This is a genomic window from Streptomyces sp. NPDC002734 (genome assembly GCF_040295685.1).
Classification (GTDB): domain Bacteria; phylum Actinomycetota; class Actinomycetes; order Streptomycetales; family Streptomycetaceae; genus Streptomyces.
In genome coordinates this window covers 99858-125013 of record NZ_JBEOVU010000013.1, presented here as the reverse complement: position 1 = coordinate 125013, position 25156 = coordinate 99858, and the positions used below count along the sequence as shown (strand labels likewise).

The window sequence follows — 25156 nt, the reverse complement described above, 5'->3', positions numbered from 1 at the left end:
ACCAACTTTCCGTCCCGATTCGCCAAGTTGAGAGGCCGCCGACTCTAGGCCACGCTGAGCCCCCTTGGTAGTCGCTCCGTCACGGAGAGGAGTTGCCGTGGTCACCCCCCAGAGGTCCCCGCACCTGCAGGAACGCCCGGAGAACGCCGCGTCGCCCGCCCTGCCGCCCCGCCGCCGAATCAGCCTCACGGGTGAGCCGGCCGCGCGCCCCGTCGATCTGACGCTGCCCCGCGAGGCACGGTCCGTGGCACTGGCCCGCCGTTTCGCCGTGGACCGCGTTCGCGAGGAGGTGCCGGACCCCCCGGACGAACTGCTGGACCGGGTACGCCTGGTGACGTCCGAACTGGCGACGAACGGCGTCAAGTACGGCGCGCGCGACGACGACCTGATCGGCGTGACGGTGCGGGTCACCGCGGACCGGGTGCGGATCGAGGTCCACGACCCCAACCGCACCCGCCCCCGGATGCGCAGCGCGGCGGACCGGCGGCGGCGCAACCACGGCAACGGGCTGCACATCGTCGCCGCGCTCACGGACGGACGGTGGGGCGTGGGCGCGCGACCGTTCGGCAAGTACGTCTGGGCGGAGATCCCGTACGCCCCGTGACGCCGCCGCGCCGGGGGCGTCAGCCCAGCCGGGCGAAGGCGTGGTCGGCGTCGGCGACGGCCTCCGCGTGCACCTCGCGGGCGGGGCGCCCGTCGGCGATCCGCTGCCAGTTGGCGCGGGCGAGCACCCGTTGCACGGCGATCACCTGCGCCGCCAGCAGCCGGGCGGGGAGGTCCGGGCCCGGGTCGAGGGCCTCCGCCAGTGCCTGCTCGTCCTCCTGCGTGTACTGCGTGAGGCGTCCCGCCAGGCTCGGCGTGGTGAAGACCAGGCGGTGGAACTCCACCACGACCGGGTGATCGTTGAGGCCGGTCACCGGCTCGTACCGGTCGAGGCCCGCGCGGAAGTGGCGGTGCAGGGCGGTCACGGGCGGGACGCCGGGTCCGCGCTCGCGTACGACGCGTGCGGCCTCGCCCTGGTGGTCCGCGAACCGGTGGAGGACCAGGTCCTCCTTGGTGGGGAAGTACCGGAAGAGGGTCGGCTTGGAGACCTCGGCCGCGGCGGCGATGTCGCTGACCGAGACCTGGTCGAATCCGTGCGCGAGGAAGAGCGTGATCGCCGCGTCGGCGATGGCGTCATGGGTCCGCGCCTTCTTGCGGGCGCGCAGTCCCGTCGGCTCAGTCACCTGGGGAGCCTAACATTTGTTACCGAGTTGCTTTTGTTACCCGGTAACGCGTTAGTGTGCGTCCCATGAAACGAACCCCCTCCCAGCCGGTCCTGGTCACCGGCGCCACCGGCCGGATCGGCCGTGCGGTCGTCGACCACCTCCTCGACGCGGGCGTGCCGGTGCGCGCCCTCACCCGTCGCGCGGAGGCGGCGGCGACGCTGCCGGCCGGGGTCGAGGTCGTCACGGGCGACCTCACCGTGCCCGCGTCCCTCGACGAGGCGGCCCGGGGCGCCGGCGCGGTCTTCCTTCTCTGGACCGCGCCTCCGGCGACCGCCGAGGCGGTGGTCGAGCGCCTGGCGGCCCGCACGCGGCGCATCGTCCTCCTCTCGTCACCGCACCGGACGCCGCACCCGTTCTTCCAGCAGCCCAACCCCATGGCGGCGTTCCACGCGGAGCTGGAGCGGCTCGTCGCGGACACGGGGGTGGAGTCGACGGTCGTCCGGCCGGGGATGTTCGCGTCGAACGCCGCGGCCTGGTGGGCGCCCTCCCTCCGCGCCGGCGACGTCGTCCGGTGGCCCTACGGGGCCGCCGAGACCGCACCGGTCGACGACCGTGACGTCGCGGCCGTCGCGGCGCGGACCCTGTACGAGGACGGGCACGCCGGCGGCGACTACGTGCTCACGGGCGCCGAGTCGCTGACCCAGGCGGCGCAGGTGGGCGTCATCGGCGAGGTGCTGGGGCGCCCCGTCCGGTTCGAGGAGATGTCCCCGGAGGAGTTCCGCCGCGAGACGGAGGGGCAGGCGCCGGGGCCGGTGGTCGACATGCTGCTCTCGGCGTGGAACGCGGCGGTCGGCGGGCCCGCGTACGTCAGCTCCGCCGTGTCCGACGTCCTGGGGGTTCCGCCGAGGTCGTTCCGCCAGTGGGTCGCCGACCACGCCGCCACCTTCGCGCCCGGCTCCGTGCCCACGCCCTGAGGTCGCCGGCCGTTCCCGCGGCCCGGCCCGGCGGTGCGGACCGGCCGCCGGGGTCGTCAGGCGTCGCGGAACACCCGTGGGTCCGCCGAGGTCACCGGGTCCGGGTGCCGCGGAACGCCCGCCGGTACTCCCGGGGCGGGACGCCCACCGCGCGGACGAACCCCGGCCGCAGGGCCACCGCCGAGCTGAAGCCGCAGCGGGCGGCGACCTCGCCGACCGGGAGGTCGGTCTCCTCCAGCAACCGCTGGGCCGCGAGCAGCCGTTGCTCCAGCAGCCACCGCAGCGGCGTCGTACCGGTGGCCTCGGTGAAGCGGCGGGCGAAGGTGCGCTCCGACATCAGGGCGGCACGCGCCATGTCCCGTACGGTCCACGGGGTGTCGAGCGCGGCGAGGACTTCGCGCCGGGCCCGGGAGAGCGGGTCCTCCGCGCCGGCCGCCGGTGTCGGCGGCACCGGCGACGGGATGAACTGGGCCTGCCCGCCCGCCCGGAACGGCGCCGTCACCATGGCCCGGGCGATGGCCGCCGCGGCCCGCTCGCCGCGGGCGGCGCGTACCAGGTGCAGGCACAGGTCGATGCCGGCGGCGACTCCGGCGGAGGTCCAGATCGCGCCGTCGCCGGTGAACAGGACGTCGGAGCGGACGTCCACCCCAGGGTGGCGGCGGGCCAGTTCACTCGCGAGCGCCCAGTGGGTGGTGGCGGTACGGCCCTCCAGCAGGCCCGACTGCGCCAGCACGAACGCCCCGGCGCACAACGAGGCGATGGGGACGCCCCGTTCGTGCACGGCCCGCAGGGCCCGGGCCACCGCGGGGTCCACGCCGGCGCCGGCGTCCTCCAGGCCGGGCACCAGGACGAGGTCGCAGTCGAGCAACCCCTCCAGGCCGGCGTCCGGCACCCTCTCCAGCCCGCCGCCCAGCCGTACCCGCGCCCCGTCGGGGCCGCAGACGCGCAGGGTGAAGTCGGCGGCCCGGTTCGACCACACCTCGCAGATCACGGCGTAGTCGAAGGCCCGCACCCCGTCGAGGAGCAGGCAGCCGACGGTGTTCAGGGGCGGGGAGGACGACGACGGCGGCATGGCAGGAATCTATCGACCCTCGGCGCCGCCGCCGCTCACGGCCGGGGACCTCCGCGGCGCAGGGTGGGGGCATGACCTCATCGACCGGCGCGCCCGCGCCCTTCACCGTCCGTTACGTCGGCGGCCCCACCGCGGTCCTGGAGACCGGCGGGGTCCGCCTGCTCACCGACCCGACCTTCGACCCGCCGGGCGACTACCCCGCTCCCGGGGGCGGCACCACCCTGGTCAAGACCGCAGGCCCGGCGGTCGGCGCGGCGGAGATCGGCCCCGTCGACGCCGTGCTGCTCTCCCACGACCAGCACGCCGACAACCTCGACCACGCGGGGCGGGCGTTCCTCGACGGCGTCCCGCTCACCCTGTCCACGGAGTCCGCGCGGCGACGGCTCGGCGGCACGGTGCGGGCGCTGGCGGACGGGGAGAGCGTGGAGCTGCCCCGGCCGGACGGCGGGTCGCTGCGGATCACCGGCGTGCCCGCGCAGCACGGCCCCGACGGCACCGAGCACCTCGTGGGCGAGGTCACCGGGTTCGTGCTCTCCGGCGACGGGCTGCCCACGGTGTACGTGAGCGGGGACAACGCCTCGCTGGACGTGGTGCGCGGCATCGCGGAGCGGTTCGGCCCCTTCGACGTGGCGGTGCTCTTCGCGGGCGGGGTCCTGACGCCGCTGCTGCCGGGCGCCTTCCTGACCCTCTCCAGCGCCTGGGCCGCGCAGGCCGCGGAGATCCTCGGGGCGCGGCAGGTGGTCCCGCTCCACTTCGAGCACTGGCAGCACTTCAGTGAGGGCGGCGACTCCCTGACCGAGGCGTTCGCGGCGGCCGGCCTCTCCGACCGGCTGCGGCTGCCGACGCCGGGCGGGAGCGTGGAGGTGGCGGGCGGGTAGGCGCCGCGGGCGCCGCCCGCGACCGGGGGGGGCCGGGGTCCGGCCCCTCACGGGCGGCGCATACGGTCGCGGCGTGGAGACGACGCGCCGGGTGGCTGCCCGGATCCTCTGTCTGGACGCCGCCGGGCGCCTGCTGCTCATGCGCTGGCGCGACCCCGTCGACGGGACGCACCTCTGGGAACCGCCGGGGGGCGGGGTCGAGCCGGGCGAGACGCCGTTGGCCGCGGCCCGCCGCGAACTGGCCGAGGAGACGGGACTCGACCCGGCCGCCGTCCTCGACCGGTCGGTGCCGGTCGGGCGTGACGTGGTGTGGGGCGGCAAGCGGTACGTCGGCACGGAGCACTTCTTCGTCGCACGGTTCGCCGAGGAGCGTCCCGCGCTGGTGAGGACCGGCCTGCTCCCCTACGAGGTGACCAGCCTGGACACCCACACCTGGGTGGCGTGGCCGGACCTGGGCTCGCTGCGCGACCCGGTGGAACCACCGCAACTGGCCGCCGTCCTCGCCACGCTGGCACCGGACGGCCCCTGGCGGGACGGCGCCTGACCCCGGTGGCCGGCCCAGGTGCGGTTCTGGGTCAACAGCGAGGACATCGTCGAGAAGGCGGTCGACCGGGGCGGCCGAGCCGGGCGGGCGCCCCGCCTCAGGCCGGCAGGGGCCGACCGTCGCAAGCGGGCCGGTGGATGGGGCCGTCCAAGGCGGAGAGCGGGAGGGCGGTGCCGCCGCGTCGAGTGCGGATGATCTCCGCGGCGATGGACACGGCCGTCTCCTCGGGGGTGACGGCGCCCAGGTCGAGGCCGATCGGCGAGGCGAGGCGGCGCAGCCCGGCCTCGTCGACGCCGGCTTCGCGCAGCCGGGCGGTCCGATCGGCATGGGTGCGGCGGCTGCCCATCACGCCGATGTACGCGGCGGGCGTCCGCACCGCCTCGACCAGCAGCGGGACGTCGAAGCGGGGGTCGTGGGTGAGCACGCAGATCACCGTCCGCGCGTCGACCTCGGTGGCCGCCAGGTAGTCCGAGGGCCAGGCCCGCACCACCTCGTCGGCCATCGGGAACCGCTCGGGGGTGGCGAAGAGGGGGCGGGCGTCGCAGACGGTCACCCGGTAGCCGAGGAAGGCGCCCATCCGCGCGGTGGCCGCCGCGTGGTCGATGGCACCGAACACCAGCATCCGCGGGGGCGGCATGAAGCTCCGGACGAAGACGGCCGTCTCCTCACGGCGCCGCTCGCCGCGCGGGCCGTAGCGCCGCAGCGCGTCGCCGCCCGCGGACAGCAGCGCCCGCGCGTCCTGCGCCACCGCCCGGGCCAGCTCGGGGGCGCCGTCCCACGCACCGTCGCCATGAGTCCCGGTCCCGCCCTCGCCATCGGCCATGAGGCCGCCGTCGCCCTGGGCCATGGTCCCGCCGTCGCCGTAGGCCACGGTCCCGTCGGGCCGCACCGCCAGCTGCGCGCCGACCGCAACCCCGACCGCCGCGCCGTCACCGCCGACCGCGCCGTCACCGCGGCTCTCGCCGCAGCCTTCGCCACGGCCACGGCCGCTCCCCTCCCGCGCGACCCCGCCCCGACCGGGCGGCTCCTCCGCGGAGGCCGCCGTGTCCACCACCGTCGCCAGGGCCACCGCCTCGCCCCGCTCCGCCGCCTCCAGGACGTCCAGCAGCGCGGCGCGTTCGCCCTCGCCCCGGTAGGCGCGGACCAGCACCCGCAGCGTGCCGCCGCAGGTGAGGCCCACCGCGAACGCGTCCTCGTCACCGACCCCGAAGACGTGCACCTGCGGGATGCCGTCGGCCAGCACCGCGAGGCCGGCCTCGTAGACCGCGCCCTCGACGCAGCCGCCGGACAGGCTCCCGGCCACGGCGCCGTCCGCGCCGACCGCCATGGCGGCGCCGGGCCGCCGGGGCGCACTGCCGTGGGCCTCCACCAGGAGGGCCATCGCGAAGTCGGTCCCGGCCTCGTGCCACCGTCGCAGTGGCGTCAGCAGGTCGATCATGGAGTCGTTTTAACACTTAAAGAGTTTTGAAGACACCCCTTGTGGCCTGCCCGGAAAGGGTGTTAGACATCTCCGCAATCGAATATTCAGGCATTAGATAACTCTGTGTAGCGGCTACTGCGCCTCCGGTCGCCGCGTCGCTGGAGGTCCCTGCCCATGCTCCTGCTTCCCAACGGTCTGGTCGCACCCACCCAGCGCACCATCGCTCCCTTCGCCCTGTACCGCCCCACCTCGGTGGAGGAGGCGGTGTCCGAGGGCGCCCGCCCCGGCGCGGTCTACGCGCAGGGCTGCAGCGACCTGTTCGCCCAGTTCCGGGAGGGGCTGCACTGCGAGAGCCTGGTCGCCCTGGACCGGGTCGACGTCCTGGACCGGGTGGTCGCCGAGGACGGCGGGCTGCGGATCGGCGCCGGGGTCGCCCACCACGACGGCACCCGCCACGAGGTGGTCCGGGGCGCCCTGCCGTCCTTCGCCGCGGCCTGGGGGCGGATCGCCAACCACCGCATCCGACAGCGGGCCACCGTAGGCGGCAACCTGATGGCGCGGCGCACCCGCTACGAGATGTCGATCATGCTGCAGGCGCTCGGGGCGCGGCTGTTGTTCCACACCCCCGAGGGGCCGCTGGAACTGGACCCGGCCGCCCTGTGGGACCGGCCGGAGCCGCCCGGGGCACTGTTGACCGAGGTGGTGGTGCCGGACACGGCCGGCGTGTGGTTCGGCTACGAGCGGTCGATGCGCCCGCTGGCCACCGCCGCCGTGGCGGTGCGCGGCGACCGGGTCACGTTGACCGTGGGCTCGGAGTACACCCGTCCGCACACCGTCCGCCTGGCGTTGGGCGAGGACCCGGCACGGGCCGCGGCCACGCTGCCGGACAGCGTCGGGGACGCCGCGGCGGGTGCCGAATATCGCCGTCACCTGGCCGGGGTACTGCTGCGCCGCCTGCTGGACGCCCGTACCACCGAAGAGGCCGGAGAAGCCCGCGAGGCCGGAGAGGCCGAAGAGAAGGAGAGCGCGTGAGCACCGACCGGACCGCCGCCCGGCGGATCACCGTCGACGTGGAGGTCGACGGCCGCCGCCGCCGCGAGGAGATGGCCGCGCAGACGGTGCTGCTGGACCTGCTGCGCGACCGGATGGGCAACACCGGGGTGAAGGCGTCCTGCGAGCGCGGCGTCTGCGGGGCGTGCACCACGCTGATCGACGGTGTGCCGACGGCCTCCTGCAGCGTCTTCGCCTTCAGCGTGGACGGCTGCTCGGTGGAGACGGTGGCCGGGCAGGCCCGGGGAGGCGAACCGGGTCCCGTGCAGCGGGCGTTCGCCGAGTGCGGCGGCTTCCAGTGCGGCTACTGCACCCCCGGCATGGTGATGCTGACGACCGCCCTGCTGCGCGAGCACCCCGAACCCACCGAGGAGCAGATCCGCGAGTGGATTTCCTCCAACATCTGCCGGTGCACCGGCTACGCGATGATCATCGACTCGGTCCGCCGGGCCGCCGAGCTGACCCGGGAGGAAGCATGACGGGCAGGACCAGCGCCTTCGGCTCCACGGCGCCCCGCAAGGACGCGACCCTCAAGGTCACCGGCGCCGCCCGGTACACGGCGGACGTCTCGCTGCCCGGCATGCTGCACGCCAAGGTACTGCGCAGCCCGCACCCGCACGCCCGGCTGGTGTCGGTGGACGCGACCAGGGCGCGCGCGGTGCCCGGCGTGCACGCGGTGATCACCCGCGACGACCTGGACGGGCTGGACGCCGTCTACGGCTACTTCATCAAGGACCAGCCGATCGTCGCCACCGACCGGGTGCGATACGTCGGCGACCCGGTCGCGGCGGTGGCCGCCGAGGACGAGGCGGCCGCGCTGGCGGCGCTCGCGCTGATCGACGTCGAGTACGAGGTGCTGGACACCGTGCCGGACGTGGAGGCCGCGCTGGCCGAGGGCGCCCCCGAACTGTTCCCCGGCGACAAGCCGCGCGGCGTGGTGCCGCCCTACGGGGCCGGGGCCTCCGGCGCGCTGTGGCCGAGGCCCAACGTCTGCTACGAGTTCCGCTACGAGACGGGTCCGGACGAGGTGTGGGAGCGCTGCGACCACGTCTTCGAGGACACCTTCGTCTTCTCCCGGATGAACCACTTCCACCTGGAGCCCTTCGTCACCGTCGCCGACGCGCGTGGCGACCGGATCGAGGTGTGGACCTCCACCCAGAACCCGTTCCCGCTGCGCCGGGAGCTCGCCCGGGTGTTCCGGGTGGAGGAGTCCTCGGTGCGGGTCAACGTGCCCTTCGTGGGCGGCGGTTTCGGCGCCAAGCACAACTGCAAGACCGAGCCGGTGGCGATCCTGCTGTCGCGGCTCACCGGGCGGCCGGTCCGCTACTGCCTGACCACCGAGGAGGGCTTCCTCACCCTCAGCCAGCACGCCGCGGTGCTGAGGGTGCGCACCGGCCTCCTGGCCGACGGCACCTTCGTCGCCCGGGAGAGCGAGGTGCTGCTGGACGCCGGCGCCTACACCGACGGCAGCCCGCTGGTCGCGGAGAAGGCCGGGTACCGCATCCCCGGCCCCTACCGCTGGGAGCACGTGCGCTCCTCGTGCGCCTGCGTGATGACCTCGACGACGCCGGCCGGGCCGTTCCGCGGCTTCGGGGCCACCCAGGCGACCTGGGCGAGCGAGAGCCAGATCGACATGATCGCCCGGCGGCTCGGCATGGACCCCTACGACCTGCGGGTGAAGAACCTCAAGGCGCTGGGCGAACCGTTCATGCCGGGCGAGAGCGGCATCGACAGCGACCTGGTCGAGGGACTGGACCTGGTCGCCGCCGAACTCGGCTACCAGGGGCGGGAGAAGCGGCCGAACCGCGGCATGGGACTGGCGATCGGGTTCAAGGACGGCGGCGGCGTCAACAAGCCGGCGCAGGCCCGGGTGAAGGTCAACGCGACCGGACAGGTCATCGTCTCCACCGGCTCGGTGGAGATGGGCCAGGGCATCTCGACGGCCCTGTGCCTGGTCGCCGCGGAGGTGCTGGGACTGCCGCCGGAGCGGATCTCCTACGCGTCCGTCTCCACCGACACCTCTCCCTTCGACCAGGGCACCAACGCCTCCTCCGGCATGACGGTGACGGGGCGCGCCGTGCAGCTCGCCGCCGAGCAGGTCCGCGAGCGGATCCTGGAGTTCGCGGCCGGCCGGCTGGGACGCGCGCCGTCCGACCTGGAACTGGTCGACTGGGGGGTGCGCCTGGACGGCACGGTCCACCCGCTGACGCCGATGATCCTGGGCGTCTTCGGCGGCACCGGCTACGAGTTCAGCGGCGACGGCTTCTTCAAGGCGCCCAACTCCCACGAGGCGCCGCTGGAGGCCCCCTGCGTGTTCTGGGAGATCGGCTGGGCCGGCGCCGAGGTCGAGGTGGACCCGGACACCGGCGCGGTGACGGTGCTCAAGCTGGTGGCGAGCGGCGACGTCGGACGGGCCGCGAACAAGCTGGTGGTGCGCGGGCAGGAGGAGGGCGCGGCCCTGATGGGCTACGGGCAGGCGCTGTTCGAGGAGATGCGGTACGAGGACGGCGTACTGGTCAACGGCGAGGCGCTGGACTACCGGGTGCCCATGGCCGAGGACCTGCCGCCTTCCTTCGTCTCCGTCTCCCAGGAGCAGGGCCACGGGCCCGGCCCGTTCGGCTCCAAGGGCGCCGGCGAGGGCACCATGGTGCCGATCGCCGCGGCCGTCGCCAACGCCGTGCAGGACGCCACAGGAGCGAGGATCACCACCCTTCCGCTGACCCCCGAGCGGGTCTTCCGCGCGCTGCGGGAGGCGGGCTCGCCCACTGCCTGAGCCGCCCGTCCCCGCCGGGGACGGCCTCCTCTCCGCACCCCCTCGGCCCGCACGGACACCGGCCGAGGGGGCCTCGGCGCCACCTCCGCACGCGCCTGCCGAAGCATCCAATTAATTTCAGGTCAAAAATATTGACCCCTTAGATATGCGGTCCTAGGGTCGCCGCATCTGCTGACGCATCCGCCGACCCCCGCCCCGCTCGCGGAAGGACTCCCATGACGACCGTGGCCACGAAAGAGGTGATGGGCTCCGGCTCCATCGCCGCCAGGATCGAACGACTGCCGCACTCCCGCTGGCACGTGAAGGTCCGCTTCCTCATCGGCGCCGTCACCTTCTTCGAGGCGTTCGACCAGTTGCTCGCCGCCTCCGCCCTGCCGGTCCTGACCGAGCAGTGGAACCTGTCCACCGGACAGGCCACCTTCGCCGTCACCGCCGCCTCGGTGGGCATGCTGCTGGGCGCGTTCGTCGCGGGCTGGCTCGGCGACCGGATCGGCCGGGTGCGCACCGTCGCCCTCGGCGTGCTGCTCACCGGGCTCGCCAGCATCGCGGTGGCGGCCTCCGCCAACATCGAGATGTTCGCCCTGTTCCGCTTCGTGCAGGGCGTCGGCATCGGCGGCGTGGTACCGATCGCCGCCACGTACATCAACGAGATCGCCCGCTCGGACAGCCGCGGCAAGCTGGTCCTGCTCTACGAGCTGATCTTCCCTGCCGGCCTGTCCGCGGCCTCGCTGACGGCCGTGTGGGTGGTGCCCAACCTCGGCTGGCAGGCGATGTTCCTGCTGGGCGGCCTGCCGGTGCTGCTCGCCCTGGTGCTGGTGCGCAAGGTTCCGGAGTCCCCGCGCTGGCTGGCCTCCCAGGGGCGTCTGGAGGAGGCCGAGGAGGTCGTCGCCCGGATCGAGGAGGAGATCACCGCCGCCACCCGCGAGCCGCTGCCCGAACCCGCGCTGGAAATTCCGGCCGAGGAGTCCCGGGGCCGCCTGCGGGAGATCTTCCAGGGCCGCTACCTGCGCCGCACCGCCGTCCTGTCGACGATGTGGTTCGTCGCGTACTACGTGAACCACGGCATCTCGACCTGGCTGCCGTCGCTGTACACCAAGCAGTTCGGCCTGGACCTCACGACCGCCCTCACCTACTCCCTGCTCAGCAACGCGACCGGTCTGGTCGGCACGCTGATCGCCGCACTGGTGGTGGACCGCATCGGCCGCAAGCCGCTGCTGCTGACCGCGCTGATCGGCACCACCGCCGCGCTCGCGGCCCTCGCGGTGGCCGGCGCCACCTCCAGCGGCCAGGTCGCCCTGTTCGCCTCCTGCACCACCTTCTTCATCTTCGTGATCAACGCCTCGCTCTACCTGTACTCGCCGGAGCTGTACCCGACGCGCAACCGCGCCAAGGGCGCCGCGTTCGGAGGGGTCTGGAACCGCCTGGGCGTGATCCTCGGCCCGATCACGGTGGGCGCGATCCTCGCCTCCGGCGCCGACCTGAGCGTGATCTTCGTCCAGCTGGCGGTCGTCGCCGCGGTGGGCGCGGTCGTCGCCTGCTTCGCGGTGGAGACCAAGGGCAGGACCCTCGAGGAGCTGAACTCCTGACCCCGCGCGGCACGACGAAGGGCCGGACACCCCGCACGGGGCCGTCCGGCCCTTCGCACGCCGCGGACGTACCCGCCGGGTCCGTTAAGGGAGTAACTTTTCACCAGCAAGAAGAACCGGGGAGGGAGACCGCTGTGGCCGGCAGGGAACAGGGCGCCGATACGGACGCCGTGTCACGCATCATCGAGGAGTGGCACCGCGAGCGGCCCGACCTCGACCCCTCCCCGATCGAGGTGCTGGGGCGGCTGCACCGCTCCTTCCTGCTCTACCAGGCGCAGACCAGCAAGCCGCTGGTCGCGGCCGGGCTCTCGATGGCCGGCTTCGACGTGCTGGCGGCCCTGCGGCGGGCGGGCGAGCCGTACCGGCTCACCGCGGGCGAGCTCGCGGCCACCAGCCTGGTCTCCTCGGCCGGCGTGACACTGCGACTGGACCGGCTGGAGGGCGACGGCCTGATCGTGCGAGAGCGGGACGCGGGCGACCGGCGGGTGGTCCACTGCAGGCTCACCCCGGCCGGCCTCAAGCTGATCGACACGCTCTTCGCGGAGCACCTGGACAACGAGCGCCGGATGCTGGCCGGGCTCAGGCCCAAGGAGCGGGTGCAACTGGCCACGCTGCTGCAGAAGCTGGAGCGCAGCCTGGCGGACTCGGCGGACGCCAACGGCACGGCGTAGCCGCCGCCCGCGGGCCCCTGCCACGCCACGCCGAAGGCCCCGTCGCGCACCTCGCGACGGGGCCTTCGGACGCTGTCGGCCGGGCGGCTCAGCCGAGCAGTTCGGCCGCCTGCCGGGCGGCCTCCGCCCGGTAGAAGCGGCGGATGCGCACCACACCCAGGTCGTGCTGGTACAGGTTCTCGCCCACGTCCCCGTCGGCGGGCATGCCCTCCAGCATCACCCGGTCCTGCTCCAGCACCTCGTGGTGGCGTGCCTCCAGGGTGGTCCGGTACAGGAAGCGCCAGGAGGCCCGCTCCCAGCCCTGGACCTTCCGGGTCCGCCAGTGGAACACCGCGCACTCGGTCGCGGTGACCGGCACCACCATGCCGACGATGCCGAACGCGCCGCCCGGTCCGGCGTACGGCTGGTAGGGGATCTCCAGGTCGACCCAGTCGACGCCGGTGCGGCCGAACTCGACCCAGTCGAAGTTCACTCCGACCTGGTCGGTCTTCTCGAAGAAGAAGCCCCGCCCGGTCTCCCGGATGCGGAACCGGGCCGACTTGGCGCCGCCGGACATCGAGTGGGAGTGGCCGTGCAGGAAGGCCCCGTGCATCGGGTCCAGCACGTTGTCCACGTAGAAGCGCCACGGGGCGCCCCACTCGGCGTAGTTGAGGAAGTGGGCGGTGTCCGCGTCGCGCAGCCGGTCCGGCAGGATCAGCTCCGGCGGCTCGGGGTGCCGCTCGTCGCCCCAGTAGGCGAAGATCGCGCCGCAGTGCTCCTGCACGGGCAGCGAGCGCACCAGCCGCTTGCCCTCCAGGTTGCAGCCGGGCAGGCCGGGCACGGAGACGACCGTGCCGTCGCCGTCCACCTGGACGCCGTGGTAGAGGCAGGCGACCCGGTCGCCGAGGTGCTGGCCCAGGGACAGCGGGGCGCTGCGGTGCGGGCACCGGTCGGCGATCATGTGGAGCTGCCCGGTGGGCCGGCGGAAGAGGAGCCAGGGCTCGCCCCAGCGCGTCACGCGCTTCATCTCGCCGTCGCCCACGTGGTGCGAGGGCAGGACCGGGTACCACTGGTTGCGCAGCCCGGTGGCGTGGATCCGCTCGGCGAGTTCCTCGACGGACGCGCCGGACTCGGCGGACTCGGCGGACTTGGCGGAAACAGGTGCGGCGGTCGTCATCGCGTCACGCTCCCAGTCGCTCGATCTCGGCCCGGAACGACTCCTCGGTCCAGGTTCCGCCGTCCGGCGGGAAGACACTGCTGCTGTTCAGTCCCCGCACCACGTCGGCCAGTTCGTGGCCGTGCCGCGCGTAGACCTCTTCGAGGGCTCCGGCGAGCTTGAGTTCGTAGGCGGTGGGTTCGTGGGTGCGGGTCTGGTGCACCACGACATATCGGGTCGTCATGGGGTACTCCGGTGAACGGGCGAAGGCGGTGGAGTTCAGAGGTCAAGCACCAGGCGGGCGGAGGCGCAGCGGGAGACGCAGATCATCATCGACGTCCCCGCGGCCTGCTCCTCGCTGCTGAGCAGCATGTCCCGGTGGTCGGGCGTGCCGTCGAGGACACGGGTCTCGCAGGTGCCGCAGATGCCGTCGCGGCAGGAGGTCTCCACGGCGACGCCGGCACTCTCCAGGGCGTCGACGATCGACTCCTCGGGCCCGACGGTGACGGTGGCGCCGGAGCGGGCGCACTCGACCTCGAAGGCCTGCTCCCCGCCCTCCGGCGCGGGCGCCTTGACCGCGGCGAACCGCTCCAGGCGCAGCCGGTCGCGCAGGCCCCGCTCCGCGCAGGCGGCCTCGATCGCGGCGAGCAGCGGCTCGGGCCCGCAGCAGTAGACGAGGGCGCCGGGGTCCGCCTCGGCCTCGGCGAGGATCCCCGGCAGGTCGAGGTGGCCGTGGGTGTCCTGCGGGTGGAGCACCACAGGGCCGCCGAGCGCGGCGAGTTCGTCGCCGAAGGCCATGGAGTCGCGGCGGCGGCCGCCGTGCCAGAGCTTCCAGGGCCGGCCGAGGGCGGTGGCCTCGCGGGCCTGGGCGAGGATCGGGGTGATGCCGATGCCGCCGGCCACGAACAGGTACCGCTCGGCGTCCTCGAGGGCGAAGTGGTTGCGCGGGCCCTTGACGGTGACACTCTGCCCGGGTCGCAGCTTGGCGTGCACGTGGGCCGAACCGCCGCGTGAGGACGGCTCGTTGAGGACGGCGACGCGGTAGCGGCCGGTGTCGGCGGGGTCGCCGCAGAGGCTGTACTGGCGGATCAGGCCGCCGAGGTGGACGTCGACGTGGGCACCGGGCGTCCAGGCGGGCAGCGGCTTGCCGTCGGGGTGGACCAGTTCCACCGAGACGACGCCGTCGGCCTCCCAGGTCATCCGGTGGACCAGCAGGTCGAGCCGTGTCTCTTCTCGGGTGTCGCTCACGACCGCCCTCCTTCTCCTGGTGCTGGCTACGGGTGCTGACTACTGGGTCCGGCCGGGGACGGAGACCGGCGGGGTGAACGGGTTCTTCATGGGGCCGAGCGCGTCGAGGTCCACCTCGACGAGGGTGGGGCCGTCGCTCTCCACGGCGGCGCGGATCTGCGGTCCGGCCTCCTCCTCGGAGGAGATCCGCCGGTAGGGCAGTCCGGTGGCGGCGGCCAGGGCCTCGAAGTCGGGGGTGAACAGGTCGACGCCGGAGCGGCGGTCGAAGTAGCGGTCCTGCATGTTGCGCAGCACGCCGTAGCCGCCGTCGTTGAAGACGACCAGGGTGAGGCGGGGCCGCTCCTGGGCGAGGGTGAGCAGTTCGCCGAGGTGCACGGCGAGGCCGCCGTCGCCGGCCATCACCACGGTGGGCCGCTCCGGGTGGGCGAGGGCGGCGCCGATGCCCATGCCGAGGCCCTGGCCGATCCCGCCGCCGCGCGGGAAGACGTTGTCCCGCGGGTCGTGGATCGGCAGCAGCCGGTTCCCCCAGCTGGACGAGGGGACGGTGACGTCCCGGGCGATCACCGCGCGGCGCGGGAGTGCGGCGGTGAGGGCGTCCATGACGGCGGCCTGCGGGCCGATGCCGTCGCGCAGGGCGGCGCGGGCGCTGTCCCGGGCGGTGCGGACCCGCTCGCCCCAGCCGTCCTCGGTGGCCGCGCCGAGTTCGGTGATCCGCCGGGCGAGGGCGGTGAGCACCGTGTCCGCGTCACCGCGCAGGGCGTGCGTCGCGGGGTACACGCGGCCCAGGGCAGCCGGGTCGGCGTCGATCTGGACGTGGGCGGTCGGCAGTTGGAGCCCGTAGTCGCCGGTCTCGTTGGACCGGAAGTGGGTGCCGACGCTGAGGAGCGCGTCGGCCTCGGCGAGCAGGGCGCGGCCGGTGGGGCCGGAGGCGAAGTTCCCGACGACGCGCACATCGTCCTCGGGCACCGCTCCGCGGCCGGAGTTGGAGGTCAGCAGGCCTGCCCCCAGGGCGTCCAGCAGCGCGGAGAGTCCGGCCCCCGCACGGGCCGCGCCTCCTCCGGCCCACACCAGCGGTCGACGCGCGCCGGCCAACAGGGCGGCGGCGGCGTCGAGTTCGGCGGCGGACGGCTCCGGAAGCACCGGGGCCTCCGGGAGGGCGCCGTCCAGGGCCGCCGGGTCCTGGGGGGCGTACTGCAGGTCGATCGGCCACTCGACGCTGGCCGGACCGCCGGGGACGGCGAGCGCGGCGGCGGCCGCCTCACGCAGGATCCGTCCGGCGTCGGCGGGGTCGGTGACCGTCGCCGCGTACGCGGAGACAGCGGTCAGCATGCCCAGCTGGTCCTTGGTCTCGTGGATGAAGCCGCGCCCCTGCCCCAGGTGGGCGCTGTCGATCTGACCGGTGACGTGCAGCACCGAGGTCCCGGCGGACAGCGCCTCGATCAGCGAGCCGGCGGCGTTGCCGGCGCCGGTGCCGGTGGAGGTGAGCGCGCAGCCGAGGGTGCCGCGGGCCCGGCCGTAGGCGTCGGCGGCGTTGACGGCGCTCGCCTCGTGTCGCACCGGGACGAAGCGCAGGTCGCGGTCGACGGCCTCGACGAGCGGCAGGTTGTGGACGCTGACGACGCCGAAGACGGTGTCGACGCCGAGCGCGCGGAGCGTGGCGACCAGCAGGTCGCCGCCGTTGGGCGTGGTCATGGGTGGAGCTCCTGGGGCTAGGGGGGCGCCGGCGTGGAGGGCTCAGGCGGCGTGGCTGATGCCGCCGCAGACGTCGACGCTGATGCCGGTGATGTAGGAGGCGCGCGGGGAGAGCAGGCCGGTGACGGCGTAGGCGACCTCCTCGGCGCGGCCGAGGCGGCCCAGCGCGATGCCCCGGTCGGCGGCGAGGGCGGCCTGCCACGCGTCGTAGCTCCGGTCGGTGCCGGAGGCCCGGTACCGGCGCTCCCACTGGCCGGTGTCGATCAGGCCGAGGCAGACGGAGTTGACCCGGATGCCGTCGGCGGCGAGTTCCCGCGAGAGCGACTTGGAGAGGTTGAGGATGCCGGCCCGGGCGGCGCTGGTGGTGATCAGGCGGGGCGAGGGCTCCTTGGCGAGCACCGCGTTGATGTTGACGACGGCGGCCGCGTCGGAGCGCCGCAGCAGGGGCAGCGCGGCCTTGAGGGGGTTGAGGACGCCGTCGAACTTGAGCTCCAGCTCGTCGCGCCAGTCCTCGGTGGTGCACTCGGCGAACGGCTTCATCCGGGACTGCCCGGCGTTGTTGACCAGGCCGTCGAGTCCGCCGAACCGTTCCCGCACGCCGTCGACCATGCGGGCGACGGCGTCGGCGTCGCGGACGTCGCAGACCGCGGTGTGCAGCCGTTCGTGCGCGCCGATCCGCTCCAGGGCCTCGGCCCGCCGCCCGCAGGTGGCCACCTGGGCGCCCTCGTCGAGCAGCGTCCGGACGGTGGCGAGGCCGACGCCGGAGCTGCCGCCGGTGACCAGCACCGTGCGGCCGGTGAGTCCGAGATCCATGGGTGTCGTCTCCTACAGGTGATCAGTGCATCGTGAAGCCGCCGTTGACGGCGACGGTCTGGCCGGTGAGGTAGCGGGACTCGTCGGAGAGCAGGAAGGCGATGAGTCCGGTGAGGTCGTCCGGCTGCTGCGGGCGGGAGATGGCCCGGTTGAGCCGGTACAGCTCGTGCCGTTCCTCGGGGATCCGCTCGGAGGACTCGCTCTCGGTGAGCCCGGGGGCCACCGCGTTCACGGTGATCCCCAGGTCGCCGGTCTCGCGGGCCATCGCCCGGGTGAGGGCGATCAGGGCGCCCTTGGAGGCGATGTAGTGCGCCAGGCGCGGCGAGCCGTACAGGGCGGCGTCGGAGGCGACGTTGACGATGCGGCCCTCGCCGTTCGCCCTCATCAGCGGGAGCAGCGCCCGGGCGACCAGCCAGGGTCCGCGGGCGTTGACGGTCATGATGCGGTCGAAGTCCTCGACCTCGATCTCGTGGAAGTACCGCCCGCCCACGGCGTCCGCCAGACCCGCGTTGTTGACCAGGCCGTGGAGCTTTCCGCCGGTCAGCTCCGCCGTCTCGGCGGCCATCCGGGCGACCGAGGCCGGGTCGCCGACGTCGCAGCGGACGAACTCCGCCTCGAACCCCTCGCCCCTGAGCTCCGCCACCGCCTTCTCGCCCCACTCCGCCCGGAGTTCGGCGACGACGACGCGGAATCCGTCGGCGCCGGCCCGGCGGGCCGTGGCCAGTCCGAGGCCACGGCCGGCGCCGGTGACGACGACGGTGCGCCGCTCAGTCACGGGTGACGCCGTACAGCGGCGAGTACTCCGGGTACGTCGGCACCTGCGGCTTCTGCGTGCCGATGATCACGCAGAACAGGGCGTCGGTGTCGCCCTCGTTCTTCAGCGAGCGGGTCACGCCGGCCGGGACGACGATCATGTCGCGGTAGCCGAGGGTGCGGTACTCGACCTCGTCGGGGCCGCGGTGGATGCCGACGCGGACCTGGCCCTCCAGGACGAAGAAGGCCTCCTCGACGTCGTGGTGGGTGTGCGCCGGACCCTCGGCGCCCGGGGGCAGCAGCATGTTGGAGAAGGTGAAGCCGCCGGAGGGCAGGATCCGGGAGTCGTTCTCGTGGTTGCCGGTGGCGCCGGAGCCGACGTAGCGGATCTGGGCGCGGCGGTACTGCGGGCCGGCCTTCTCCTGGAAGGACAGGGTGCCCCAGTCGGGCTCGCGGGAGTCCTCGCTCGCGATGAGCCGGTCGGTGTACGTGGCGAGGTCCCCGCCGTTGTCGTACTCGGTGGTGGTGAGAGGCATGACTGCTCCTGTTCGGGGTGTGTGACGGGCGGGCAGTGGTGACGGTCAGTCGGACTCGGGGAGCCGGGCGGCGATGCGCAGGTGGGCCCGGACCCAGTCGTTGAAGGCGGCGGGCTGCTCCTGGTTGGCCAGGTGGCCCGCGCCGGTCATGATCACGAAGACGCCGCGTCGCATGGCGCCGGCGATGATCTGGCTCTCGGCGATCCCGGTGATCTGGTCGTCCTCGCCGCAGAGCACCAGGGCGGGGGCGGTGATCCGCTCCAGCTCCCCGGTCAGGTCGGTGGCGGCCATGGACTCGGCCGCGTAGCCGTAGCCGGGGAGCCGGACCGCGTCCGCCATGATGTCCACGGCCGCGCGGACCTGCTCCGGCGAGGCCTGCGGGGAGAGCAGGCGCGGGGCGCGCCGCTCGGCGAACGCCCGCGGTCCGGCATCGGCGAGCTGCTCGCCGCGGGCCCGCATGGCGGCGGCCTTCTCCTCCCCGGTGCCCGAGCCCCGGGTGGAGTCCGCGATCACCAGGCTGGAGACCAGTTCGGGGTGGCGTACGGCGAGCCGCATGGCGATCACGCCGCCCCAGGAGACGCCGACCACGTGCGCGTCGCCGCCGCGCTCGGCGATCAGCCGGGCCGCGGTGTCCGCGTAGTCGTCGAGGGTCAACGGGCCCTCGGGGTCGGGCGACCTGCCGTAGCCGGGGGCGTCCCAGGCGACCACCCGGGCGACCGGGGCGAGGCCTTCGAGCTGGGCGGCGAAGGAGGCGGAGGAGGAGCCGATGCCGTGCAGGCACAGCACCAGCGGGCCCTCCTCGCCGGCCTCCTCGACGTGCACCGGGTACGTCGCGTGCGGCGTCGCCGTCGCGGGGGTCGCCGTGCGGGTCACAGGATCTGTCCCTTCCGCCCGGTGAGGGCGCCGATGCCGCGCAGGACCGCGTGCGGGACGACCTGGCTGGTGGCCGGGTTGCCCGGGTCGGGCGCGTGGTTGACCTCGAAGCGGTAGTGGCCGTGCGGCCCGGCGGCCTCGACGACGTGCCGGGTGAGGACGGCGGCGGGGTCGGCGACGACCCGTACCTCGACCTTGTCCGCGTCGCCCACGGCCAGGGCCACGGAGGCGGCCACGTTGGTGGAGCGCGGGAAGCGGGCGGGCACCTCGCGGGCGGTGCCGCACATGACCTCGACGGGGCGGTCCGCGGTGCGCATCCGCTCCAGCAGCCCGGCGTCCATCCAGGGCTGTTCGAGCGTCGCGGGCAGCTTGGTGGTGGTCAGCCGGACCTCGGTGAGCTCCCCCATGGTCCGCGCGGCCTGGAGGAGGTCGAGTCCGCCGACCGCGCCGCCGGTGAAGTACACCCGGCCGGGGCCGGCCGCGTGCAGCTCGGCGGCGAGGGCGGCGTCGGTGAGCGCGCCGGTGGAGGCCACCAGCAGGTCGGTGCCGGAGGCGAGGATGCGGGCGCCCCACTCGCGGACGAAGCCCTGACCGGCCGCCTCCACGATCAGGTCGCACACCTCCAGCGCCTCGGCGATCGGGCACTGCGGGGCGGGCGCCTCGGGGCGGGGCCGGTTGTCGATCACGCGGGTGAGCTCGGCGCCGGGCACCTCGCCCTCGGCGAGGGCGGTGCCGACCACCCGGCCGATGGCGCCCCAGCCGACCACACCGATCCGCAGCGGCGCGGCGGCGCTCACGCGGCCGCTCCGGAGGTCCGGTCCGCGGCGGGGGCGGGGACCGCGTCGACCGGCGCGGCCAGCGGGCCGGGGTCGGGGACGCCCGCCATGTGGCAGCGGATCTCCTTGCTGGGCGGCCCGGCCGTCCCCCACAGGTCGGACAGCTCGGGCACCCGGCGCCACACCTTGGCGATCCAGCGGTCCTCGACGATCTGCGCGACCTCGGAGGTGTACTCGCAGACCAGTCCGGCCGGGTCGGTGAAGTAGGAGAAGGTGTTGTCGCCCGGACCGTGCCGACCGGGACCCCACTGCGGCGTGATGCCGTGGTGCCGCAGCCGGCCCAGGCCCCGCATGAAGTGGTCGACCGAGTCCATCTCGTAGGCGACGTGGTTCAGGGAGGTCCACTCGGCCTGGTTGAAGGCGATGCAGTGGTGGTCGCTGTTGACCCGCAGGAACGCCATCTGGTGCTCGGACCAGTCGGAGACCCGCATGCCGAGCACGTCGCAGTAGAAGGCGACGGCGGCGTCGATGTCGACGGTGTTCAGCACGGTGTGCGTGACGCCGACCGGCACCGCGGCCTGCCGCCCGCGCTCGGGCACCGCCTCCACCAGGGCGCTGATCTCGATCAGTCGCCCCTCCGGGTCGGTGAACCGCACGCCGTACCCGCCGCCGGCCTGCTCCAGCGGGCCGGGTCCGTGCACGGGGACGATGCCCCGGCCCAGCAGCCGGCGGGCGGCCTCGTCGACCTCCTCGCGGGAGCCCACGGCGAAGGCGATGCGGCCGAGGCCCACCCGGTCGGCGCGGGTCAGGCGCAGCACGTGGTGCTCGTCGCCGGTGCCGCGCAGCCAGGCGGCGTCCCGGTCGGCGTCCACCGTCTCCAGGCCCCAGACCTCGGCGTAGAAGTCGGCGGACTCGGTGAGCGTCGGGACGAAGAGCTCCACGGCGCGCAGCTTGCGCAGCCGCGCGACGGGGGGCCGCTGGAGGGCCGTCTCGGACATGCCGTCTCTCCTGAACGTCGAACGGGGTGTGGGGGTGGGGTCGGGTGTGGTGGCGTCGGGCCGGGCCTAGGAGGCCCAGGGCAGCGGGGCGGGATCGGTGCCGAAGTAGAGGGACTTCTGCCGCTGGTAGCCGCGCAGCCACGCGCGGCCCTTCTCGCTGCCGAGCCCGCTCTCCTTCCACCCGGTGAAGGGGGTGCTGGAGCTGAACTGCTTGTAGGTGTTGATCCAGACGGTGCCGGCCTCGATCCGGCGGGCGAGCCGCCAGGCGCGGGCCAGGTCGCGGGTCCAGATGCCGCAGGCCAGGCCGTAGACGGTGGAGTTGGCCTGCCGGACCAGGTCCTCCTCGTCGTCGAAGGGCAGGCAGACCAGCACCGGGCCGAAGATCTCCTCCTGGCAGGTCCGGGCGTCGGCGGGCAGGCCGTCGAGCACGGTGGGCAGGTAGTACGCGCCGTCGGCGTACTCCTCGCCCTGGGGCGCCGCCCCGCCGCACAGCACCCGGGCGCCCTCCTCGCGGGCCAGGTCCACGTAGGCGGCCACCTGGTCGCGGTGCCGGTGGTGCACCATCGGCGCGACCTGGGTCGCCGGGTCGGTGCCGGGTCCCACCCGCAACTTCGCCGTGCGGGCGACCAGTTCGCCCACGAACTCGTCGTACAGGCTCCGGGCGACGAAGAGCCGCGAGCCGGCGATGCAGGACTGGCCGCTGGAGGAGAAGATCCCGTACATCACGCCGGCCAGGGCCTGATCGACGTCCGCGTCCTCCAGGACGACGGTGGGCGACTTGCCGCCCAGCTCCAGCGAGACGGGGATCAGCTTCTCGGCGGCGGCGTGCGCCACGCTCCGGCCGGTGGCGGTGCCACCGGTGAAGGTGACCTTGCCGACCAGCGGGTGCTTGACGATCGCGTCGCCCACCACGCTGCCGCGGCCGGGCAGCACCGACACCAGTCCCTCGGGCAGCCCGCTGTCACTGATCAGCCGGCCCAGGGCCAGCGAGGTCAGCGGCGTCCAGTCGGCGGGCTTGAGCAGCACGCCGTTGCCGGCCGCGAGGGCGGGGGCGATCTTCTGCGCGTCGGAGGCGATCGGCGAGTTCCACGGGGCGATGGCTCCGACCACGCCGATGGGCTCGTGGGTGGCGACGGTGACGTACGCGCCGCGCGAGGGGGTGACGGCGTCCTCCGCCGTCTCCAGCAGGGCCGCCGCGTACCGGAAGGTGCCGGCCGCGCTGGCCGCCAGCGCGGTGGTCTCCGCCAGGGTCTTGCCGGTGTCGGCGGTCTGGAGGGCCGCGAGCCGCCCGGCGTTCACGTCGATCAGCTCCGCGATCCGGTGCAGATGACGGGCCCTCAGGTGCGGTGCCAGGTCCCGCCAGGCGGGGTCCGCGGCGGCCCGGGCCGCACCCCGGGCCGCCTCGTCCACGTCCTCGGCGGAGGCGGCGTGCAGCGTGGTCAGCACCCTGCCGGTGGCGGGGTCCACGACCTCGGTGGGCACGCCCGCCCCGGTCCGCCAGCGCCCGGCGATCAGCGCCTCGTCCGGCGGCAGCACCGTCTCGGTCATGGCTTCTCCTCCAGGGCGTTCCGCGTGGACGACCGGACCTTTGAGGCCCTGATCACTTGGCGCTAAAAAGCTAACCCCTTAAATATTTCGGCGCAAGGGCCCGCGCCCGGCGAAAGCGTGGAGGGGACCCCGGCCGGATCCGGCCGTGCCGGGCGGCTTTGCGGGAAGAAGGCGGGGGTGACGAACTCATCCATGCAGATCAAGGCCGTGATCGTGGACGCCGCCGACCCCGAGCGGCTCGCCGGGTTCTGGTCCGAGGTGCTGGGCCGGCCGGTGGCGGGCCGCACGGGCCCCTACGTCTGGCTGGGCCGCCAGGGCGATCTGGTCGTCGGCTTCCAGCAGGCCGATGGGCCCCGGCCGGGCAAGAACCGCGTCCACGTCGACATCGCCGCTCCCGACCCGGCCGCCGAGCAGCGGCGGATCGAGGCCCTCGGCGGACGCCGGCTGCACGACTACGACGACGGCGGCTTCCTGGTCATGGCGGACCTGGAGGGCAACGAGTTCTGCGTCGTCCCGGACGACCCGGACGGCCCGGACGGCTCCGTGGGCCTCGACGACGCGGGCCGCGCGCACTACCTGGACCGGCCGGCCGACGGGGACGGTCGCTGAACTCCCGGCCGTGACGCACCGACCGGTCGCGCCGGCGGCGGCTCACGCCAGGGTGACGCGCATTCCGCCCTCGGCCAGGGCGTCGAGGACCGCGCCGAACAGGCCGTAGGGCCGGCCGTCCGGTGTCAGTGCCTGGGACAGGTGCTCGCGTGCCGTCGCGGCCTCGCGCCAGAGCAGGGTGGCGGGGGCGGTGTGGCCGAAGGTGCGCGCAGACATTCGTCGAGGGCGGCCAGGCAGCCGCCGAAGTAGCCACCCGGACCGTTCACCGCCTCGCCCAGCGCCAGGTGGAGGCCAGGTTTCGTCGGTGACGTGCCCGGCACGCGGCCGGGCCCCGGTCCCGCCCCTGGTGAGGGGACGGGGGCCGGGGCCCGGTGCGTGCGGCGGGAGGGTGCTCAGCAGCCGATCAGGCGCGAGGCGAGGTAGCCCTCGATCTGGTCGAGGGAGACCCGCTCCTGCTTCATGGTGTCGCGCTCGCGGACGGTCACCGCGTTGTCGTCCAGGGTGTCGAAGTCGACGGTGACGCAGAACGGCGTGCCGATCTCGTCCTGGCGGCGGTAGCGGCGGCCGATGGCGCCCGCGTCGTCGAACTCGATGTTCCAGTGCTGGCGCAGCGCCTGGGCGAGACCCTTGGCCTTCGGGGACAGCTCCGGGTTGCGGGAGAGCGGGAGCACGGCGACCTTGACCGGCGCGAGGCGCGGGTCGAGGCGCAGCACGGTGCGCTTCTCCATCTTGCCCTTGGCGTTGGGCGCCTCGTCCTCGACGTAGGCGTCGAGCAGGAAGGCCAGCATGGTGCGGCCGACACCGGCCGCCGGCTCGATGACGTACGGGGTGTAGCGCTCGTTGGCCTCCTGGTCGTAGTAGACCAGGTCCTGGCCGGAGGCCTTGGAGTGCGCGGTGAGGTCGTAGTCGGTGCGGTTGGCGACGCCCTCGAGCTCGCCCCACTCGCTGCCGCCGAACTGGAAGCGGTACTCGATGTCGGCGGTGCGCTTGGAGTAGTGGGAGAGCTTCTCCTGCGGGTGCTCGTACCAGCGCATGTTCTCCTCACGGAGACCCAGGCCGGTGTACCAGCCCCAGCGCTGCTCCATCCAGTACTCCTGCCACTTCTCGTCCTCGCCCGGCTTGACGAAGAACTCCATCTCCATCTGCTCGAACTCGCGGGTGCGGAAGATGAAGTTGCCGGGCGTGATCTCGTTGCGGAAGGACTTGCCCATCTGCGCGATGCCGAACGGCGGCTTGCGGCGCGCGGAGGTCTGCACCTGGGCGTAGTTGGTGAAGATGCCCTGGGCCGTCTCGGGACGCAGGTAGGCGATGGAGCCGCTGTCCTGGGTCGGGCCGAGGTGGGTGGAGAGCATGCCGGAGAACTGCTTGGGCTCGGTGAACTGGCCCTTGACGCCGCAGTTGGGGCAGTTGATGTCGGCCAGGCCGTTCTCGGGGGCGCGGCCCTTCTTCTCCTCGAACGCCTCCTCCAGGTGGTCGGCGCGGAAGCGCTTGTGACAGGAGGTGCACTCGGTCAGCGGGTCCGAGAACGTGGCGACGTGACCGGAGGCGACCCAGACCTCGGAGGCGAGGATCACGGAGGAGTCGATACCGACGACGTCCTCGCGGGAGGTCACCATGTAGCGCCACCACTGGCGCTTGATGTTCTCCTTGAGCTCGACACCCAGGTGACCGTAGTCCCAGGCGGCACGCTGACCGCCGTAGATCTCACTGCAGGGGAATACGAAGCCACGGCGCTTGCTCAGGCTGACGATGGTGTCGATCTTGTCGGCGGCCACGGTGCTCTCTTCATTACGACGACGGGCGGCGGCGAAGGACCGGCCGGCGGCTGCCGCACCGGCCCCTCGGAGCTTGCTATACAGCGAATGCCTCAGGTTACCGGCGGGGACTGCCCCCCGATCAAATCGGTTCCGCTCCCGGGACGCCAGGCGGGGACCGACACACCCCATCCGGCCCCTTCGCGCCGCTTTGACCTCTGCCTCCGCCCCCGTTGTTGACAACG

Annotated in this window: 25 protein-coding genes and 1 pseudogene; 10 read left to right on the top strand and 16 right to left on the bottom strand. The window is 73.8% G+C overall.

Annotated features, from left to right (window positions below; all coding sequences use genetic code 11):
• Window positions 1–97 precede the first annotated feature (97 nt).
• A complete protein-coding gene (locus ABT026_RS14335; protein WP_351114594.1) occupies window positions 98–604 on the top strand; it encodes an ATP-binding protein in 507 nt (168 codons plus the stop codon).
• A gap of 19 nt (window positions 605–623) precedes the next feature.
• On the opposite strand, the gene ABT026_RS14330 is transcribed toward ABT026_RS14335, so the two are convergent.
• Entirely contained in the window at window positions 624–1226 is a 603-nt protein-coding gene (locus tag ABT026_RS14330; protein WP_351114593.1) for a TetR/AcrR family transcriptional regulator, read from the bottom strand.
• A gap of 65 nt (window positions 1227–1291) precedes the next feature.
• Here ABT026_RS14330 and ABT026_RS14325 point away from each other — a divergent pair, with 65 nt between their 5' ends.
• Window positions 1292–2182, top strand: a complete 891-nt coding sequence (locus ABT026_RS14325) for an NAD(P)H-binding protein (protein WP_351114592.1) — start codon at window positions 1292–1294, stop codon at window positions 2180–2182.
• Window positions 2183–2273: 91 nt separating this feature from the next.
• Here the strand turns inward: ABT026_RS14325 and ABT026_RS14320 are convergent, their stop codons facing one another.
• Window positions 2274–3254, bottom strand: coding sequence for a GlxA family transcriptional regulator (locus ABT026_RS14320; protein ID WP_351114590.1), 981 nt, complete (start codon window positions 3252–3254; stop codon window positions 2274–2276).
• 71 nt (window positions 3255–3325) lie between these two features.
• Here ABT026_RS14320 and ABT026_RS14315 point away from each other — a divergent pair, with 71 nt between their 5' ends.
• Both ABT026_RS14315 and ABT026_RS14310 read left to right on the top strand, forming a co-directional pair.
• The gene (locus ABT026_RS14315; protein ID WP_351114589.1) at window positions 3326–4132 is read left to right on the top strand and encodes an MBL fold metallo-hydrolase; all 807 of its coding nucleotides are present in this window, start codon (window positions 3326–3328) and stop codon (window positions 4130–4132) included.
• A 73-nt stretch (window positions 4133–4205) separates the two neighbouring features.
• On the top strand, window positions 4206–4676 hold the full coding sequence (locus ABT026_RS14310) for an NUDIX hydrolase (RefSeq protein WP_351114587.1): 471 nt from the start codon (window positions 4206–4208) through the stop codon (window positions 4674–4676).
• Between the two features lie 97 nt (window positions 4677–4773).
• Here the strand turns inward: ABT026_RS14310 and ABT026_RS14305 are convergent, their stop codons facing one another.
• Window positions 4774–6114: an XdhC family protein gene (locus ABT026_RS14305; RefSeq protein ID WP_351114586.1), complete on the bottom strand. Its 1341-nt coding sequence runs from the start codon at window positions 6112–6114 to the stop codon at window positions 4774–4776.
• A 156-nt stretch (window positions 6115–6270) separates the two neighbouring features.
• On the opposite strand from ABT026_RS14305, the gene ABT026_RS14300 reads away from it, so the two are divergent.
• The 5 genes from ABT026_RS14300 to ABT026_RS14280 all read left to right on the top strand — a co-directional run bounded on the left by ABT026_RS14300 (window position 6271) and on the right by ABT026_RS14280 (window position 12176).
• Window positions 6271–7128 (top strand): FAD binding domain-containing protein, encoded by an 858-nt coding sequence (locus ABT026_RS14300; protein ID WP_351114585.1) that lies wholly within the window; start codon window positions 6271–6273, stop codon window positions 7126–7128.
• Window positions 7125–7625, top strand: coding sequence for a (2Fe-2S)-binding protein (locus tag ABT026_RS14295; RefSeq protein ID WP_351114583.1), 501 nt, complete (start codon window positions 7125–7127; stop codon window positions 7623–7625). Before ABT026_RS14300 ends, ABT026_RS14295 begins: the two co-directional genes overlap by 4 nt.
• Window positions 7622–9919 (top strand): xanthine dehydrogenase family protein molybdopterin-binding subunit, encoded by a 2298-nt coding sequence (locus ABT026_RS14290; protein WP_351114581.1) that lies wholly within the window; start codon window positions 7622–7624, stop codon window positions 9917–9919. Before ABT026_RS14295 ends, ABT026_RS14290 begins: the two co-directional genes overlap by 4 nt.
• Window positions 9920–10134: 215 nt before the next feature.
• Window positions 10135–11505, top strand: a complete 1371-nt coding sequence (locus ABT026_RS14285) for an MFS transporter (RefSeq protein ID WP_351114580.1) — start codon at window positions 10135–10137, stop codon at window positions 11503–11505.
• Between the two features lie 134 nt (window positions 11506–11639).
• Complete coding sequence (locus ABT026_RS14280; RefSeq protein ID WP_351114579.1) at window positions 11640–12176, top strand: MarR family winged helix-turn-helix transcriptional regulator; 537 nt, start codon at window positions 11640–11642, stop codon at window positions 12174–12176.
• A gap of 88 nt (window positions 12177–12264) precedes the next feature.
• Here the strand turns inward: ABT026_RS14280 and ABT026_RS14275 are convergent, their stop codons facing one another.
• The 11 genes from ABT026_RS14275 to ABT026_RS14225 all read right to left on the bottom strand — a co-directional run bounded on the left by ABT026_RS14275 (window position 12265) and on the right by ABT026_RS14225 (window position 22548).
• A complete protein-coding gene (locus ABT026_RS14275) occupies window positions 12265–13332 on the bottom strand; it encodes a Rieske 2Fe-2S domain-containing protein (protein WP_351114578.1) in 1068 nt (355 codons plus the stop codon).
• Between the two features lie 4 nt (window positions 13333–13336).
• A complete protein-coding gene (locus tag ABT026_RS14270; RefSeq protein WP_351114576.1) occupies window positions 13337–13555 on the bottom strand; it encodes a recombinase-like helix-turn-helix domain-containing protein in 219 nt (72 codons plus the stop codon).
• 35 nt (window positions 13556–13590) lie between these two features.
• On the bottom strand, window positions 13591–14511 hold the full coding sequence (locus tag ABT026_RS14265; RefSeq protein ID WP_351114671.1) for a PDR/VanB family oxidoreductase: 921 nt from the start codon (window positions 14509–14511) through the stop codon (window positions 13591–13593).
• Between the two features lie 87 nt (window positions 14512–14598).
• Window positions 14599–16251 (bottom strand): thiamine pyrophosphate-binding protein, encoded by a 1653-nt coding sequence (locus tag ABT026_RS14260; RefSeq protein ID WP_351114574.1) that lies wholly within the window; start codon window positions 16249–16251, stop codon window positions 14599–14601.
• Window positions 16252–16293: 42 nt separating this feature from the next.
• Entirely contained in the window at window positions 16294–17064 is a 771-nt protein-coding gene (locus ABT026_RS14255) for an SDR family oxidoreductase (protein ID WP_351114573.1), read from the bottom strand.
• A gap of 22 nt (window positions 17065–17086) precedes the next feature.
• Window positions 17087–17839 carry a 3-oxoacyl-ACP reductase family protein gene (locus ABT026_RS14250; RefSeq protein ID WP_351114572.1) on the bottom strand — a complete coding sequence of 251 codons (753 nt, stop codon included), beginning with the start codon at window positions 17837–17839 and terminating at the stop codon, window positions 17087–17089.
• The gene (locus tag ABT026_RS14245) at window positions 17832–18353 is read right to left on the bottom strand and encodes a cupin domain-containing protein (RefSeq protein ID WP_351114571.1); all 522 of its coding nucleotides are present in this window, start codon (window positions 18351–18353) and stop codon (window positions 17832–17834) included. Before ABT026_RS14245 ends, ABT026_RS14250 begins: the two co-directional genes overlap by 8 nt.
• A 45-nt stretch (window positions 18354–18398) precedes the next feature.
• A complete protein-coding gene (locus ABT026_RS14240; protein ID WP_502967971.1) occupies window positions 18399–19226 on the bottom strand; it encodes an alpha/beta fold hydrolase in 828 nt (275 codons plus the stop codon).
• The gene (locus tag ABT026_RS14235; RefSeq protein WP_351114570.1) at window positions 19223–20023 is read right to left on the bottom strand and encodes an aspartate dehydrogenase domain-containing protein; all 801 of its coding nucleotides are present in this window, start codon (window positions 20021–20023) and stop codon (window positions 19223–19225) included. The genes ABT026_RS14240 and ABT026_RS14235 overlap by 4 nt, the downstream gene beginning before the upstream one ends.
• The gene (locus tag ABT026_RS14230) at window positions 20020–21000 is read right to left on the bottom strand and encodes a VOC family protein (RefSeq protein ID WP_351114569.1); all 981 of its coding nucleotides are present in this window, start codon (window positions 20998–21000) and stop codon (window positions 20020–20022) included. Before ABT026_RS14230 ends, ABT026_RS14235 begins: the two co-directional genes overlap by 4 nt.
• Before the next feature lie 66 nt (window positions 21001–21066).
• The gene (locus ABT026_RS14225; protein WP_351114568.1) at window positions 21067–22548 is read right to left on the bottom strand and encodes an aldehyde dehydrogenase; all 1482 of its coding nucleotides are present in this window, start codon (window positions 22546–22548) and stop codon (window positions 21067–21069) included.
• 177 nt (window positions 22549–22725) lie between these two features.
• Between ABT026_RS14225 and ABT026_RS14220 the strand changes: the two genes are divergently transcribed.
• Window positions 22726–23157 (top strand): VOC family protein, encoded by a 432-nt coding sequence (locus ABT026_RS14220; RefSeq protein ID WP_351114566.1) that lies wholly within the window; start codon window positions 22726–22728, stop codon window positions 23155–23157.
• Between the two features lie 42 nt (window positions 23158–23199).
• Here the strand turns inward: ABT026_RS14220 and ABT026_RS14215 are convergent.
• Window positions 23200–23453: pseudogene (locus tag ABT026_RS14215) on the bottom strand (barstar family protein); the annotation flags it as partial.
• Between the two features lie 96 nt (window positions 23454–23549).
• Entirely contained in the window at window positions 23550–24932 is a 1383-nt protein-coding gene (locus ABT026_RS14210; RefSeq protein WP_351114565.1) for a glycine--tRNA ligase, read from the bottom strand.
• Window positions 24933–25156: the final 224 nt, after the last annotated feature.